This is a genomic window from Hamadaea sp. NPDC051192 (assembly GCF_040682475.1).
Classification (GTDB): Bacteria; Actinomycetota; Actinomycetes; order Mycobacteriales; family Micromonosporaceae; genus Hamadaea; species Hamadaea flava.
Genome location: NZ_JBFBAZ010000173.1, coordinates 1 through 14568 on the forward strand (window position 1 = coordinate 1; position 14568 = coordinate 14568).

A 14568-nucleotide genomic window follows, 5' to 3' on the forward strand; every position below is an offset into this window, starting at 1 on the left:
ATCAGGGTTCCGGGTCGAATCTTGACGCAAGATTCGACCGAGAACCCTGATCCAGCGCCGAAGAAGTGACCGACTCAGGCGAGCATCAGCGGGGCGAGCCGCAACCGCCGGCCGCGCGTACGCCGCATGGCGTGCCGATAAGCGGCGACGTAGCCCGCGCCGAGGTGGTCGACCGTGAAGCTCCCGGCGACGTGCCGGCGGCAGTCGAGCGGGTTCAGCCCGACCGCGTCGTGCACGGCCTTCGGCAGATCGGCCGGATCGTCGCGGATGAAGCCGGTGACCCCGTCGACCACGACCTCGGCGACCGCGCCGCCGCGGAGTGCGACGACCGGGGTGCCGCAGGCCATCGCCTCGATCATCACCATGCCGAACGGCTCCTCCCATTGGATCGGGAACAGCAGACAGCGCGCCTCGGCGAGCAGTTTGCGCTTCTCGGTCGCGTCGGCCATGCCGAAGACGAGGTCGTCGGCGGCGAGCCGGGGCCGGACTTCGCGCTCGAAGTACTGCTGTTCCAGGAGTTCGTTGCATTTCCCGGCGAGCACCAGCGGCACTCCGGCCGCGTGCGCGGCGTCCAGCGCCAGGTGCGCTCCCTTGTCGGGGTGGAACCGCCCCAGGAACAACGCTTACTCCCCCTTGTCCGGCTGGAACGGGAAGGTGTCGACGCGTACTGCATTGTGGACGGTGCCGACCCAGTTGAGCTCGGGGGCGAGCACCCGCTGACGGTGTGAGATGGCGACGAGGTGCACCTCGCGGCCGAGCGTCCGGTAGAGCTGGCGCAGGTCGCCCGTGACGGGGCCGTGCGCGGTGATGACCGTCGGCAGGTCGAGGGTTTCGTAGTAGGGCGCGCTCAGCGGCCCGGCGAGCGTGTGGTCGTGGACCACGTCGAGCCCGCCGGTCTCGGCTAATCGGGTGACCGCCAGGCGAGCCGCCGCGGCGTGCGCGACCTCGGGGAAGGGATCGCCGAGCCGGTCGGACTGGATCTCGTCCCACACGGGGACGAAGTCCGCCTTGGTTCCGTTGCGCCCGGCGGCGATGAGGGTGACCTGATGTCCGGCGTCCACAAGGGCGTCCGCCAGATCCGCGACGACGGCTTCCACTCCGCCGTACGCCGCGGGAGGGATGTCGAAATAGGGTGGTGCGACTAGCGCGATCCGGAGCTGTTCTGTTGCTGGTGAGCCTTCCATAGAACTGTTCTCCCTATCGACCGGCGCACGAAGCGCCCGTTTAGCACTCTATGTGCCAACGCTGGTCAATTCTGGGGAACCGCGATCCCTTGCAAGAGCGTGTCGACCACTCGCTCCGGCAGGGTCGCATCATCGATGGAGGGGCTCCACCTCAGCATTCGCTGCAACATGACGGGTCCGGTGAGCATCAGCGCGACCATTTCGACGTCGATGTCGGGGCGCAGCACACCGGTAGAAATCCCCCGTTCGAGGACTTCCCGGGTACGCGCCCGGCGTGGTTCGACGATCTGCTGATAGAGGCCCCACAGCTCGGGATTGCGCAGCACCTCGGGCACGATGCACGGGAAGACCTGGGCCGCGCGGGGATCGACGCTGACGCTGACCACGCTGAGCAGCTGGACGAGGTTGTCGCGAACGGACAGTCCCTCGTCGATCGGCTGCGGCAGTTTCAACGCCTTGACCGCCTCTAGGATCAGGTCGTTCTTGCCCGACCAGCGCCGGTAGATCGTGGCCTTGCCGACTCCGGCCCGGGCGGCGACCGCCTCAATGGACAGTTCGCCCACCGACGTGCCCTCGGCCAGCAGGTCGAGGACGGCGTCGATGATGGCCTCATGTGCGCGGGTGCTCCGCGGGCGACCGATCGCCCGCGGAGCCTCTGTGCCGGCGTTGTCGATCCCGGGACCGCTAGCGCGGTCCGCCGCGGCGGCCGCACCCCCGGAAGAAGCTGTGCTTCCCGAGAAGTCCGGGCAACCGGAAAAATCGACAGTGCTCGTGTTCCTCATGGTAGGGAAACCTTACCCGACCTCGACCGCCTCAACCGCCCGCTCGGCGGTCATGGCCTTCTCGGCCGCCTCGGCGGCGGTGTGCGGCTTGGCCTTGCCCGGCAGCCAGCCGAGCACGACGATCAAGCCGATGATCCCCACGGCGACGGAGCCGAGGGCGGCCGCGTGCACCGCGTCGACGAACGCCGAGTCGGCCGCCTTGACCAGGACGTTCGCGGCACCGGCGAACGGCGTGCCGGCGAGCTGGTCGGCGACCGCGTGCGCACCCGCCACCGACTCGCTGATCGCGTCCTTGGCCTGCGGCGGGACCTCCTTCGGCAGCCCGGCTACGGTGTCGTCGACGCCGTTGCGGTAGACCGAGGACAGCACCGAGCCGAGGATCGCCACGCCAAGTGCGCCGCCGACCTGCCGGACGGTGTTGTTGACCGCCGAGCCGACGCCCGCCTTCTCGCGGGGGACCGACGCCATGATCGCGTCGGTCGCCGGCGGCATGATGTTGGCCATGCCCACGCCGAAGGCGAAGAACATGCCGATCACGACCAGGATCGAGCTGCTCTCGTCGACCAGCAGGTAGCCGGCGGTCGCCAGGGTCACGACGGTGACGCCGACGGCGCTGACCGCCTTGGCCCCGAACCGCTTGACGAAGCTCGCCGACAACGGCGCGAAGATCAGCTGGGCGGCCGCGAAGGGCAGCATCAGCAGACCGGTCTGCAGCGGCGAGTAGCCCCGGACCAGCTGCAGGAAGAAGGACATGAAGAAGAACACGCCCATGGCCGCGAAGAACGAGAGCCCGACCAGGCTGGTGGCCGCGGCGAACCGGGCGTCCCGGAAGAGCTTGACGTCCAGCGACGGGTGCTCGGTGCGGTTCTCCCACCAGACGAAGACCGCCAGCGCGACGACGCCGACCGCGATCCAGGCCCAGACGCTCGGCTCGCCGAAGCCCGCCTGGCCGCCGTCGATGATGCCGTAGACCAGGGCCGCCAGGCCCAGGATCGACAGCAGCACGCCCGGCACGTCGATGCGTCCCGGCCTCGGGTTTCGCGAGTCCGGCACGATCGCTGCCACGAACAGCAGGCCGACGGCGATGATCGGCAGGTTGATCATGAAGATCGAGCCCCACCAGAACCGCTCCAGCAGCGCGCCGGCCAGGATCGGGCCGAGTGCGACGCCGAGGCCGACCGCGCCGGCCCAGATGCCGATGGCGCGCGCCCGTTCCCGCGGGTCGAAGACGTTGGTGATGATCGGCAGCGTCGTGGCCATGATGGCCGCGCCGCCGAGGCCCATGACCGCCCGCGCCGCGATCAGCTGGCCGGGGTTCTGGGCGTACGCCGAGATCAGAGAGGTCAGGGCGAACAGGATCAGACCGGCGATGAGGACCTTCTTGCGGCCCATCCGGTCGGCGAGCACGCCGAAGGTGAACAGCATGCCCGCGAACACCAGGGTGTAGGAGTTGATCGCCCACTCCAGCTGACCCTGGGTGGCGCCGAGGCCCTTGACCGGGTCGGCGAGGTTCTTGAGGGCCACGTTGAGCACGGTGTTGTCGAGCACGACGACGAGCAGCGACACGACCAGCACCGCGAGGATGGCCCACCGCCTCGGGTGCCCGGTGTTTGCTTGGGTCTCCACAGGAGTTCCCCCCAGTGTCACGATTTCTTTACGAAACGGAACGGTTCCGTCTCGCATCCAGGGGAACATTACGCGAGAGACTTCTGATACGGCACCGTATCGTTTCGTTTGTGAGTCTCATCACCCGCACAGCCAGACCTTGTACAGTGCGCCGGTGGCCAGCCCCTCGTCCCCAGCCAGCCCCGGCGCCAAGGTCCTGACCGTGCTCGGCGTGCTGGTCTTCGCCGTGGGCGGCGCCATCCTCGGCGCGTACGCCGCCGACACGACGCTGAGCCGCGCTGGGCTGCTGGCGGAGGAGCCCGCCCTGGTGGTGCCCGGCAGCATCGCCGGGATCGGCATCGGCGGCGTCCTCGGCCTCGCCCTGCTACTCGGACTCCAGGCACTGCCACGGATGCTGCGATCCTCGAGACCCGGCGCGGCCGGGGTGGTGGCCAAAGCCCTGTTCGCGACCGGGCTCGGCGTCGTCGCGTACCAGTTGATCGTCGCGGGGCTGGTGTGGCTCGTCGGCCTGGCGTTGCCGACCGGAGTGACCGTCGTGCTGGCCGTGGTCCTGGCGATCGTGGGCCTGCCGTTCGCGGGGCCGGTGGCCTACCGCCTGCTCGCCCGCAAGCAGATCAGGGTTCCGAGTCGGATCTTGACCGAAGATTCGACCGGGAACCCTGATCCAGCGCAGTCAGAACCACACGGCGCGAGTTAGAACCGGCGGCGCAGGAAGGCCGCCACGCTCCCCCACAGCCCCCGGCGGAACAGCAGCACCGCGAGCACGAAGACGCCGCCGGTGATCAGCCCGGGGCTCGCGAAGTCGGCCTGCGACAACGAGTCCTCCAGCACCACGACGAAGCTGGAGCCGAACAGCGCGCCCCAGAGCGTGCCGATGCCGCCGAGCACGACCATGATCACGGCCTTGCCGGAGGTGGTCCAGTGCAGCGTGTCGAGGCTGACGAACTGGTGGGCCAGCGCGAACAGCCCGCCGCCGAGCCCGGCGACGAACGCGGACAGCACGAACGCGGCGAGCTTGTAGCGGTGGACGGGATAGCCGAGGGCCCGCGCGCGGGCGGGGTTGTCGCGGATGGCGACCAGCACCCGGCCGAACGGCGAATGTACGATGCGCCAGGTCAGCCATAGTCCACCCAGGACGATCGGCAGCGCGGCGTAGTAGAAGTAGTAGTTGTCGCTGAGGTCGACCGAGCCCAGCGTGCGGGGCACCGACTGCATGCCGTTCTCGCCGCCGGTCACACTGCGCCACTCGTTGGCGATGAAGTAGATCATCTGGGCGAAGGCCAGCGTCACCATGGCAAAGTAGATGCCGACCCGCTTGACCGCCAGATAGCCGACCGGCACGGCGATCAGCGCGGCGGTCAGCGCCCCGCCCAGCACCGCCAGCGGGAACGGCAGTCCAAGATGGACGGCCAGCAGCCCCGTCGCGTACGCCGACGAGCCCCAGTACGCCGCGTGCCCGAACGACAGGAGGCCGGCGTACCCGAGCAGCAGGTCGACGGAGACCGCGAACAGCGCCCAGCACAGCAGGTCCACGGCCAGCCCGGTGTAGACGCCGTTCGGCAGCCACACCGCGACGAGCAGCCCGGCGGCCAGCAGGACCGGACCCGCGAAGCGCCGCACCGGGCCTCTCCCCGGCTGGGCGGTCTCGGGTTCGACGGTCTCGGACGGGGCGATGGTAGTCACGCGATCTCCTCGCGGCCGAACAGGCCGGCCGGGCGCCACAGGAGCACGACCGCCATGAGAACGAAGGGCAGAGTCTGGGCGATCAGCGCCCGCCAGGACTCCGGGGCGTACGCCTCGGCCCACACCTGGGCCACCCCGATGACGAAGCCGACCGCCACCGAGCCGAAGATCGAGCCGAGGCCGCCGATCACCACCACCGCGAAGACGACGATGATCAGATCCGCGCCCATCAGCGGGTTCACCGCTCGCATCGGGGCGGCGAGCACCCCGGCCAGGCCGGCCAGCGCCACGCCGAAGCCGAAGACCGGGGTGATCCACCGGCCGACGTTGATGCCGAAGGCCCGGGTCAGCTCCGGGCGCTCGGTCGCGGCCCGCACGACCATGCCGACTCGCGTACGCGTCAGCAGGGCCCAGACGCCGACGCAGATCGCGATCGAGGTCCCGAGCACGAACACCCGGTACGCCGGGAACTCGAACAAGCCGAGGTCCACGCTCCCCGACAGCGCGCTCGGCATGGCGTACGGCGACGACTGGACGCCGTACCGGGCCTTCACCAGGTCCTGCAGGATCAGCGTCAAGCCGAAGGTGAGCAGGAAGTTGTACAGCGGATCCAGCTTGGTCAGCCGGTGGATGAAGGCCCGTTCGAGCAGCATCCCGAGCGCGGCGAGCCCGACCGGCACCGCGAGCAGAGCCGCCCAGAACGGCAGACCCAGCTCGTCGGCCAGCACGTACGCCCCGAACGCGCCCAGCATGTAGATCGCGCCGTGGGCGAAGTTGACCACCCGCAGCAGGCCGAAGATGACGGCGAGCCCGAGCGCCAGCAGCGCCAGGAAGCTGCCGCTCACCAGACCATTGAAGGTCTGCTCCAGAAAGTTGGTCATGTCCGCTCTCTCGTTGCGGTTCGACGGCCCGCCCGGCTCTCGTCGGGCCGGGCCGCCGAAGTGTCTGTTCCGGTCGAGCCCGGGACTCAGGCGCCGGACATCTGGCAGTCCGGGCTGGGCGCGCGGAACGCCTCAGCCGCCGGGATGGTCTTGAGGATCTTCACGTAGTCCCAGTCCTCCTTGACCTCCTCCGGCTGCTTCACCTGAGCCAGGTACGCGTCGTGCAGGACCCGGTGGTCGGCCTTGCGGATCTCGCCGTTGCGCAGGAAGAAGTCGTCGACCTTCTTGCCTTCGAGCTGGGCCACGATCGTGTCGGCCTCGTCGGTCCCCGCCGCCTGCACCGCCTCCAGGTACTGGGTGGCCGCCGAGTAGTTCGCCGCGTGAGCGAAGGTCGGCCGCGAACCCGTACGCGCCTTGAACTTGTCGGCCCATTCGCGGTTCTTGGCGTCGAAGTTCCAGTACCACGCGTCGGTGTAGGTCGTGCCGGCCAGCGCCGCCGGGGTCAGCGAGTGGATGTCGGTGAGGAACATCAGGCCGACCGACAGGCCCACGCCCTTGTCCCGCAGCTTGAACTCGTTGTACTGCTTGACGAGGTTCACCAGGTCGGCCCCGGCCTGCATGGTGCCGATGACGTCCGGCTTCGGGTTCAGCGTCGGCGCCTTGAGCAGGTAGGTCGAGAAGTTGTCGCTCGGAAACGGCGCCGCGTCCTCGCCGACGACGTGGCCGCCGGCCTTCTCCACCGCCGCCTTGAAGCTGCGCTCCATGTCCTGGCCGAAGGCGTAGTTCGGGTACACGATGTACCAGTTCTTCGCGCCGTTCTCGGTGGCGTTCTTGCCGGTGCCGTTGGCCAGCATGTAGGTGTCGTACGCGTAGTGGAAGGTGTACTTGTTGCAGGACTTGCCGGTCAGGTCGGTCGTCGCCGCGCCGATGTTGAAGTAAAGCTTCTTCTTCGCCTTCGCGACGTCGGCCACCTTCAGCGCGGCTGACGAGGTGGGCACGTCGAGGATCACGTCGACCCCGTCACGGTCGTAGAACTCGGCCGCCTTGGTGTTGGCCACGTCCGGCTTGTTCTGGTGGTCGGCGTCGACCACCTCGATGTCCTTGGTCACCGCCTTGTCGCCGTACTTGGCCTTGAAGTCCTCGATCGCCATCTTCACGGCCTCGACCGAGTTCTTCCCCGACAGCGCCGAGTAGCCGGCCGACTGGTCGTTGAGCACGCCGAGCACGATCTTGCCGCCGGTGAGCTTGCTGTCACCGCCCGACTGCGGGCCACCGCCGCACGCGGTGACCAGCAGGGCCACCGCGCCCAGGGCCGTCGCAAATCTCTTCATCGCGTTCTCCTCATTGAGAGTCAGATGCCCAGATACGCGAGCAGCTCGCGCTCGCGGTTACGCACCTCGGTGTTGTCGAGGGACTCCACGACCCGGCCCTCGGCCAGCAGGTAATGCCGATCGGCGACGGTGGTGGCGAAATGCAGGTTCTGCTCGACGAGCAGCACGGTCGCGCCGTCGGCCTTGACGAGCCGCAGGATCTCGCCGACCCGCTGCACGAGCAGCGGCGACAGTCCTTCCGTCGGCTCGTCGCAGAGCAGCAGCTCGGCGCCCATCCGCAGAACCCGAGCCAGGGCGAGCATCTGCTGCTCGCCGCCGGACAGCTTGGTCGCCGGCGAGTTCCGGCGCTCGTACAGGTTCGGGAACATCTCGTAGACGCGGTCCAGCGACCACGCCCGCGGCCCGACCCGGGGTGGCAGCGTCAGGTTCTCGGTCACCGTCAGGGTGGCGTAACTGCCGCGATCGTCCTGGACCCAGCCCACGCCCAGCCGGGCCCGGGTGTGCGCGGGCTTCTTGGTGATGTCCGCGCCCCGCAGGCTGATCGTGCCGCGCTGCTGCGGGTGCAGGCCCATCACACTGCGCAGCAGAGTGGTCTTCCCGGCACCGTTGCGGCCGCACAGGGTCACCACCTCGCCCGCCGCCACCTCCAGCGCCACGTCGCGCAGCACCTGCGCCTCGCCGTACCAGGCGTTCAGGCCGTCAATCCGCAACATGCGCTTCTCCCAGGTACGCGCTGATGACGCGCTCGTCGTCACGGACTTGGGCGTACGCCCCCTCGACGAGCACCTTCCCGGCCTGGAGCACGGTGACCCGATCGGCCAGCGCCCCGACGACGCTCATGTTGTGCTCCACCATGACGACGGTCCGCCCGTCGCGTACGCGGCCGATCAGCTCGACGGTGCGATCGACGTCCTCGACGCCCATCCCCGCGGTCGGCTCGTCCAGCAGCAGCACCTTCGGGTCCAACGCCAGGGCCAGGGCCAGTTCGAGCGCCCGCTTCCGCCCGTACGCCAGACTGTCCGCAGTGGATTCGGCGTGCCCGGCCAGGCCCACCTGCCCCAGCAGCTCCAGCGCCCGGTCGCGATGCCGGTGCAGCAGCTTGTCCGATCGCCAGAACTTCCAGCCCAGGTCCCCCGCCAGCGCCAGTTCGACGTGCTCCCGGCAGGTCAGCTGACCGAACAGGCTGGTGATCTGGAAACTGCGGGCCACCCCGAGCCGGGCGATCTGCTCGGGCGCGAGCCCGGTGATGTCGCGCCCGCCCACCTCGATCCGCCCGGCGGTGGGCCGGAGGAAACCAGTGAGCAGATTGAACAGCGTCGTCTTGCCCGCCCCGTTCGGCCCGACGAGCGCGTGCACGCTGCCGTCGGCGACGTCGAGATCGACCGCGTCCACCGCCCGGAAGCCGCGGAAGTCGCGGGTCAGGGCGCGCGCGGTGAGCGCGCTGTGCGCCATGGGCAGCCGCCTCCTGTGTGCCGACGTGGCGGCGCGATGTGACGCCGACCACTGATGTCGCGAAAACCTATGGCCCGGGAGCGAACCCGGGCCATGTCGGCGAACCACACATTCAGCGTTGTTTCAGGGGCGTATCCACACACGTCACCATCCCCCCACCCTCCCGTTGATCATGGAGTTAACCGTGGTCTCGACGGCGTGGCGAGGCGGTCAACTCCATGATCAACGGAGCGGGACGCGGTGAGCGGGACGCGGCGAGCGGGACGCGGCGAGCGGGACGCGGCGAGCGGGACGCGGCGAGCAGCGAGCGGTGAGGCGCGGTCAGTCTTCGATGAAGCGTCGCTTGGCGGCGAAGACTCCGGCGAAGCCCTGGACGACCGCGGCGACGACGAGGAACGCGATCGGCACGACCCAACCTGACGTCGTCTCGTACAGGACGCCCACCACGAACGGGCCGAGCGCCGCGATGAGGTAGCCGGTGGACTGGGCGAACGCCGACAGCGCCACGGTGCCCTCGGAGGTGCGGGCCCGCATTCCGATCATCGCCAGTGCCAGCGGGAACGCGCCCTGGCCGATGGCCAGCAGCACGACCCAGGCGATCGCGCCGCCGTGCGGGGCCAGCGCGAGTCCCACATAGGAGGCGACCATCGCGACCGACATCGCGATCACCAGGCCGCGCAGGTTCCGCATCCGCTGGGCCATCGCCGGCATGAGCAGTGCGATCGGCACCCCGACACCGGTGACCCCGGCCAGCAGCAGCCCGGCCGTCGTCGGGCTGTAGTCGGCGTCGCGGAAGATCTGGGCGAGCCAGCCCATGGTGGCGTACCCGGAGAGGGACTGGGTTCCGAAGTAGACGGCCATCGCCCAGCCGAGCCGCTTGCGACCAGGGTGCACCCGGTCCAGCGCCGCCGCGGACGAGCGCGTGCCCGGCGGCGTACGCCGAAGGCCGGCGCGCAGCCAGGGCAGCATCGCGACCACGGCGATCACGGCCCACACGCCCAGCCCGGCTCGCCAGGAGCCGAACGCCTCGGCGATCGGGACGGAGGCGGCTGCCGCAGCAGTGGTGCCCGCGGTCAGCGTCATCGTGTACACGCCGGTGACCAGCCCGGCCCGCCCCGGGAAGTACGTCTTGACCATGACCGGCAGCAGGACGTTGGCGACGGCGATCCCGGCCAGGGCGAGGGCGCTGAGCGCGACGAAGATCGCGGCCGAGTGGGTCGTGGCCCGGAGCACCTCGCCGACGGCGAGGGCCCCCATCGCCCCCACCAGTACGCGAGCCGGCGTGAAGCGTCGGGTCAGCCACGGGGTCAGCGCCCCGAACGCGGCGAAGCTGAGGGCGGGCAGCGTCGTGACCATCCCGGCGAGCGCACCGGACAGGTGCAGCCCGACGCGTACCTCGTCGAGGAGGGCGCCGAGGCTCGTGACCGCCGTACGCAGATTCAGCGCAACCAGCAGGATGCCCGCCAGGGCCATCGCGGGTGCCAGCACATGACGAGAAGGAGCGGGGGTGGTGACGGCTGGCGAACTCATAGATCCGATCGTAGAATGATGGGACGAATTCTGACACCGGATGTAAGGACCGACACAGATGAGCCTGCGCTCGGCGTCGCGCCAGACCCTCGTCCCCCAGGTGGTCGAGCAGCTCCAGGAGCAGATCAGCAACGGGGAGTGGCCCGTCGGCACCCGCATCCCGACCGAGCCCGACCTCGTCGCCGCCCTGGGCGTCGGCCGCAACACCGTCCGCGAGGCGGTGAACGCGCTGGTCCACGCCGGCATCCTCGAACGCCGCCAGGGCTCGGGCACCTACGTGCTCGCCACCGACGAACTCACCGGCGCGGCCGGCCGGCGGCTCGCGGGCGCGAAGCTCGACGAGGCCGTCGAAGTCCGTCGCGCCTTCGAAGTCGAGGCGGCCCGGCTCGCCGCCTTACGGCGTACAAGTGAAGACCTGAGCTTGTTGGAGGCGGCGCTGGACGCGCGCGAGCGAGCCTGGGCCGACGGGGACGCGGCGTTGTTCGTGGAGGTCGACGCCCAGTTGCACATGGCGGTCGTCGCGGCCGCGCACAACTCCATGCTGGCCGAGTTGTACGCGTCGTTCGGCGCGGCCTTGCGCGCGAGCCTGAGCGAACGCATCGGCAGCGAGCTGACCCCGGAGAGCTACTGCGACCACAGTGGACTCATCGCGGCGATCCGCGCGGGTGACCCCGTCGCCGCCGCGACCGAAGCAGGGTCCTATTTGGAGATTGCCTGAGCGGCGCAAACGCAATCGGTTTGCCGTTCTCGTCGTTCGGGGTAACTCGAACGACATGGCAGTGCTAGCTCGATATCGGACGGCCACGGGCGCCGGTGTGCTCACCGCGCTCGTGCTCGTGCTGGTCTTCGGCAGCCCGATGTATCGCAATTGGGCGGCCGACCACGCGAACCCCAACACCGCCGGCGGCTGGTTCCTGCGGCTGCTCGGCTGGCCGGCCTGGCGCTTCGACAGCAACGACACCTTCGGCAACGTCCTCGCCGACGATCTGAAGGCGATCCTGCTGATCGTGCTGACCGGCGTCTTCCTGATGCTGTCCACCGGACAACAGCTCGCCCGAGCCCGCGGCACCCTCAGCCAGTTCTTCGCGGGCTGGTCGGCGTACATCTTCGCGGCGGCGCTCGCCGCGCTGCTGACCGCGTTCATCCGCAGCGACCCGTCGCTGCTGGCGGCGTTCCAGAGCGCCGGGAACGGGGCGCTCTACGGGCTGTTCGTCGGATGGATCATCGGGATCGCGACGCTGGGCCACTGGCGCGGCTCATCCTGACCCTCTTGTCCGCTCTGACACGCAGTCCGCTCTGACACGCAGTCCGCTCTGACACGCGGCCCGCTCTGACACGTTGCGCGCTCTGACACGCAGTCGGCGCTCTGACATGCAGATCAGGGATGTGCAGGCTTCCTCAGCTTGGGAAGCCTGCACATCCCTGATCTGTTCGCTTTACGGGCCGGCCGAGGCGCTTGCGGGGCGGCCGAGGCCGCTTTGTGTGGCGGCCGAGGCCGCTTTGTGTGGGGCGGATCAGGCCGCTTTTGCGGGCGGATCAGGCGTCGATCGCCGCCATGACGTCGTCGGACACGTCGAAGTTCGCGTACACGTTCTGGACGTCGTCACAGTCGTCGAGCGCGTCGATCAGCTTGAAGACCTTGCGCGCGCCCTCCTCGTCCAGCGCCACCTGCACGCTGGGGACGAAGGTAGACTCGGCCGACTCGTAGTCGATCCCGGCCTTCTGCAGCGCCTCGCGTACGCCGACCAGGTCGGTCGACTCCGAGATCACCTCGAACGACTCCCCGAGGTCGTTGACCTCCTCGGCGCCGGCGTCGAGCACCGCGCCCAGGACGTCGTCCTCGGTCAGGGTGTTCTTCGGGACCAGCACCTGGCCCTTCCGCGTGAACATGTACGCCACCGACCCGGCGTCGGCGAGGTTGCCGCCGTTACGGGTCAGCGCCACGCGTACCTCGGTGGCGGCACGGTTGCGGTTGTCGGTCAGGCACTCGACGAGCAGCGCCACGCCGTTCGGCCCGTACCCCTCGTACATGATCGTCTGCCAGTCGGCGCCGCCGGCCTCCAGGCCGGAACCCCGCTTGACGGCGCGGTCGATGTTGTCGTTCGGGACGGAACTCTTCTTCGCCTTCTGGATCGCGTCATAGAGGGTCGGGTTTCCGCCGGGGTCACCACCACCAGTACGCGCCGCGACCTCGATGTTCTTGATGAGGCGGGCGAAGAGCTTGCCACGCTTGGCGTCGATGGCAGCCTTCTTGTGCTTGGTAGTCGCCCACTTTGAGTGGCCGGACATAACCCCTCCGTCGTGTTGCGGTCAGACCGCGGACCGCACCATGTCCACGAAGTAGCGGTGCAGGCGCAGGTCCCCGGTGAGCTCCGGGTGGAATGAGGTCGCGAGCAGGTTGCCCTGCCGGACCGCGACAATCCTAGCGTCCGGGCCGTCGCCTACCTGCCCCAGCACCTCGACGTCGCCGTTGACCTTCTCCACCCAGGGCGCGCGGATGAACACCGCGGTGACCGGACCGCCCTCGACCCCGGTGATCTCCACCGGCGATTCGAACGAGTCCACCTGGCGGCCGAACGCGTTCCGGCGTACCTGGAGGGCGAGCCCGCCGAAGGAACGCTGATCGGGCCGGCCGTCGAGGACCTCGTCGGCGAGCATGATCATCCCAGCACACGTCCCGTACGCCGGCAGGCCGGCCCGGAGCCGCTCGGCGATCGGGTCGAAGACCTCGAACTCCTGGGCGAGCTTGCTCATCGTGGTGGACTCCCCGCCGGGGATGACGAGCGCGTCGATCTCCGCGACCTCGCCCGGCCGGCGTACGGGCCGGGCGATGACGTCGCACTCCGCGAGCGCCGCGAGGTGCTCCCGGAAGTCGCCCTGCAGCGCGAGGACCCCGATGACCGGGTCGCTCACCAGCCACGCTCCGCGAGACGGTGGGGCTGCGGGATCTCGTCGACGTTGATGCCGACCATGGCCTCGCCCAGGCCGCGGGACACCTTCGCGAGCACGTCCGGGTCGTCGTGGAAGGTGGTGGCCTTGACGATGGCGGCGGCGCGCTGCGCCGGGTTGCCCGACTTGAAGATGCCGGAGCCGACGAAGACGCCCTCCGCGCCGAGCTGCATCATCATCGCTGCGTCGGCCGGCGTGGCGATGCCGCCCGCGGTGAACAGCACGACCGGCAGCTTGCCCGTCTCGGCGATCTCCTTGACCAGCTCGTACGGCGCCTGCAGCTCCTTGGCCGCGACGTACAACTCGTCCTCCGGCAGGCTGGTCAGCCGCTTGATCTCGCCCCGGATCTTGCGCATGTGCGTGGTGGCGTTCGAGACGTCGCCGGTGCCGGCCTCGCCCTTGGAGCGGATCATCGCCGCGCCCTCGGTGATCCGCCGCAGCGCCTCACCCAGGTTGGTCGCACCGCAGACGAACGGCACCGTGAACGCCCACTTGTCGATGTGGTTGGCGTAGTCGGCCGGGGTGAGCACCTCGGACTCGTCGACGTAGTCCACGCCGAGCGCCTGCAGCACCTGCGCCTCGACGAAGTGGCCGATCCGGGCCTTGGCCATCACCGGAATGGAGACGGCGCTGATGATGCCGTCGATCATGTCGGGGTCCGACATACGAGACACGCCACCCTGGGCGCGAATGTCGGCCGGTACGCGCTCCAGCGCCATGACGGCGACCGCGCCGGCGTCCTCGGCGATCTTGGCCTGCTCGGGGGTGACCACATCCATGATCACGCCGCCCTTGAGCTGTTCGGCCATGCCGCGCTTGACGCGAGCGGTTCCAGTGACCGCGGCGGTGCTGACGGATTCGGACATGGCGGTATCAACTCCTGTCGGATACAAGGGGGGTCTACCAGCGATGTTACGCGTTCGCGAGGTTGCCGCCCTACGGCCAATCACATCCGGGTGGCCGCCCATGTGGCGCCAGTCACACTTCCCGCGCTCGCGCGGTGCTCGCTCCCGCGCTCCCCGCGCACTCCCCGCCGCACTCCCCGCCGCACTCCCCGCTCGCCGCGCTCCCCGCGCACTCCCCGCCGCACTCCCCGCCGCACTCCCCGCTCGCCGCGCTCCCGCTCACTCCCCGCTCGCCGCGCTCGCCG

At 69.4% G+C, this 14568-nt stretch carries 16 protein-coding genes; 3 read left to right on the forward strand and 13 right to left on the reverse strand.

Annotated elements, in window-relative coordinates; translation table 11 throughout:
* Nucleotides 1-74: 74 nt before the first annotated feature.
* The 4 genes from AB0M47_RS38055 to AB0M47_RS38070 form a co-directional block, all read right to left on the reverse strand.
* Complete coding sequence (locus AB0M47_RS38055; protein ID WP_363422866.1) at nt 75-620, reverse strand: glycosyltransferase; 546 nt, start codon at nt 618-620, stop codon at nt 75-77.
* Between the two features lie 3 nt (nt 621-623).
* Nucleotides 624-1184 (reverse strand): glycosyltransferase, encoded by a 561-nt coding sequence (locus tag AB0M47_RS38060; protein ID WP_363422867.1) that lies wholly within the window; start codon nt 1182-1184, stop codon nt 624-626.
* Between the two features lie 65 nt (nt 1185-1249).
* Nucleotides 1250-1966, reverse strand: coding sequence for a TetR/AcrR family transcriptional regulator (locus AB0M47_RS38065; protein WP_363422869.1), 717 nt, complete (start codon nt 1964-1966; stop codon nt 1250-1252).
* 12 nt (nt 1967-1978) lie between these two features.
* Nucleotides 1979-3592: an MFS transporter gene (locus tag AB0M47_RS38070; RefSeq protein ID WP_363422871.1), complete on the reverse strand. Its 1614-nt coding sequence runs from the start codon at nt 3590-3592 to the stop codon at nt 1979-1981.
* A gap of 154 nt (nt 3593-3746) precedes the next feature.
* Here AB0M47_RS38070 and AB0M47_RS38075 point away from each other — a divergent pair, with 154 nt between their 5' ends.
* A complete protein-coding gene (locus AB0M47_RS38075; RefSeq protein WP_363422873.1) occupies nt 3747-4289 on the forward strand; it encodes a hypothetical protein in 543 nt (180 codons plus the stop codon).
* Here AB0M47_RS38075 and AB0M47_RS38080 read toward each other — a convergent pair.
* The 6 genes from AB0M47_RS38080 to AB0M47_RS38105 all read right to left on the reverse strand — a co-directional run bounded on the left by AB0M47_RS38080 (nt 4286) and on the right by AB0M47_RS38105 (nt 10469).
* A complete protein-coding gene (locus AB0M47_RS38080) occupies nt 4286-5212 on the reverse strand; it encodes a branched-chain amino acid ABC transporter permease (protein ID WP_363422886.1) in 927 nt (308 codons plus the stop codon). The genes AB0M47_RS38075 and AB0M47_RS38080 overlap by 4 nt on opposite strands.
* Nucleotides 5213-5271: 59 nt before the next feature.
* A complete protein-coding gene (locus tag AB0M47_RS38085; RefSeq protein WP_363422874.1) occupies nt 5272-6156 on the reverse strand; it encodes a branched-chain amino acid ABC transporter permease in 885 nt (294 codons plus the stop codon).
* A gap of 86 nt (nt 6157-6242) precedes the next feature.
* A complete protein-coding gene (locus AB0M47_RS38090; RefSeq protein WP_363422876.1) occupies nt 6243-7487 on the reverse strand; it encodes an ABC transporter substrate-binding protein in 1245 nt (414 codons plus the stop codon).
* A 20-nt stretch (nt 7488-7507) separates the two neighbouring features.
* Nucleotides 7508-8200 (reverse strand): ABC transporter ATP-binding protein, encoded by a 693-nt coding sequence (locus AB0M47_RS38095; RefSeq protein WP_363422878.1) that lies wholly within the window; start codon nt 8198-8200, stop codon nt 7508-7510.
* Nucleotides 8187-8939: an ABC transporter ATP-binding protein gene (locus AB0M47_RS38100; RefSeq protein ID WP_363422879.1), complete on the reverse strand. Its 753-nt coding sequence runs from the start codon at nt 8937-8939 to the stop codon at nt 8187-8189. Before AB0M47_RS38100 ends, AB0M47_RS38095 begins: the two co-directional genes overlap by 14 nt.
* Before the next feature lie 321 nt (nt 8940-9260).
* Nucleotides 9261-10469, reverse strand: coding sequence for an MFS transporter (locus AB0M47_RS38105; protein WP_363422881.1), 1209 nt, complete (start codon nt 10467-10469; stop codon nt 9261-9263).
* A 58-nt stretch (nt 10470-10527) separates the two neighbouring features.
* Between AB0M47_RS38105 and AB0M47_RS38110 the strand changes: the two genes are divergently transcribed.
* Both AB0M47_RS38110 and AB0M47_RS38115 read left to right on the forward strand, forming a co-directional pair.
* Nucleotides 10528-11187, forward strand: a complete 660-nt coding sequence (locus AB0M47_RS38110; RefSeq protein WP_253752152.1) for a FadR/GntR family transcriptional regulator — start codon at nt 10528-10530, stop codon at nt 11185-11187.
* 55 nt (nt 11188-11242) lie between these two features.
* Nucleotides 11243-11734 (forward strand): hypothetical protein, encoded by a 492-nt coding sequence (locus tag AB0M47_RS38115; protein ID WP_253752155.1) that lies wholly within the window; start codon nt 11243-11245, stop codon nt 11732-11734.
* Between the two features lie 271 nt (nt 11735-12005).
* Here the strand turns inward: AB0M47_RS38115 and AB0M47_RS38120 are convergent, their stop codons facing one another.
* Genes AB0M47_RS38120 through pdxS form a run of 3 tightly spaced genes read right to left on the reverse strand, consistent with a single transcriptional unit; the run spans nt 12006 to nt 14284 of the window.
* Nucleotides 12006-12758: a YebC/PmpR family DNA-binding transcriptional regulator gene (locus tag AB0M47_RS38120; protein ID WP_363422883.1), complete on the reverse strand. Its 753-nt coding sequence runs from the start codon at nt 12756-12758 to the stop codon at nt 12006-12008.
* A 21-nt stretch (nt 12759-12779) separates the two neighbouring features.
* Nucleotides 12780-13382: a pyridoxal 5'-phosphate synthase glutaminase subunit PdxT gene (pdxT, locus tag AB0M47_RS38125; protein ID WP_363422884.1), complete on the reverse strand. Its 603-nt coding sequence runs from the start codon at nt 13380-13382 to the stop codon at nt 12780-12782.
* Nucleotides 13379-14284, reverse strand: coding sequence for a pyridoxal 5'-phosphate synthase lyase subunit PdxS (gene pdxS / locus AB0M47_RS38130; protein ID WP_253752164.1), 906 nt, complete (start codon nt 14282-14284; stop codon nt 13379-13381). Before pdxS ends, pdxT begins: the two co-directional genes overlap by 4 nt.
* Nucleotides 14285-14568: the final 284 nt, after the last annotated feature.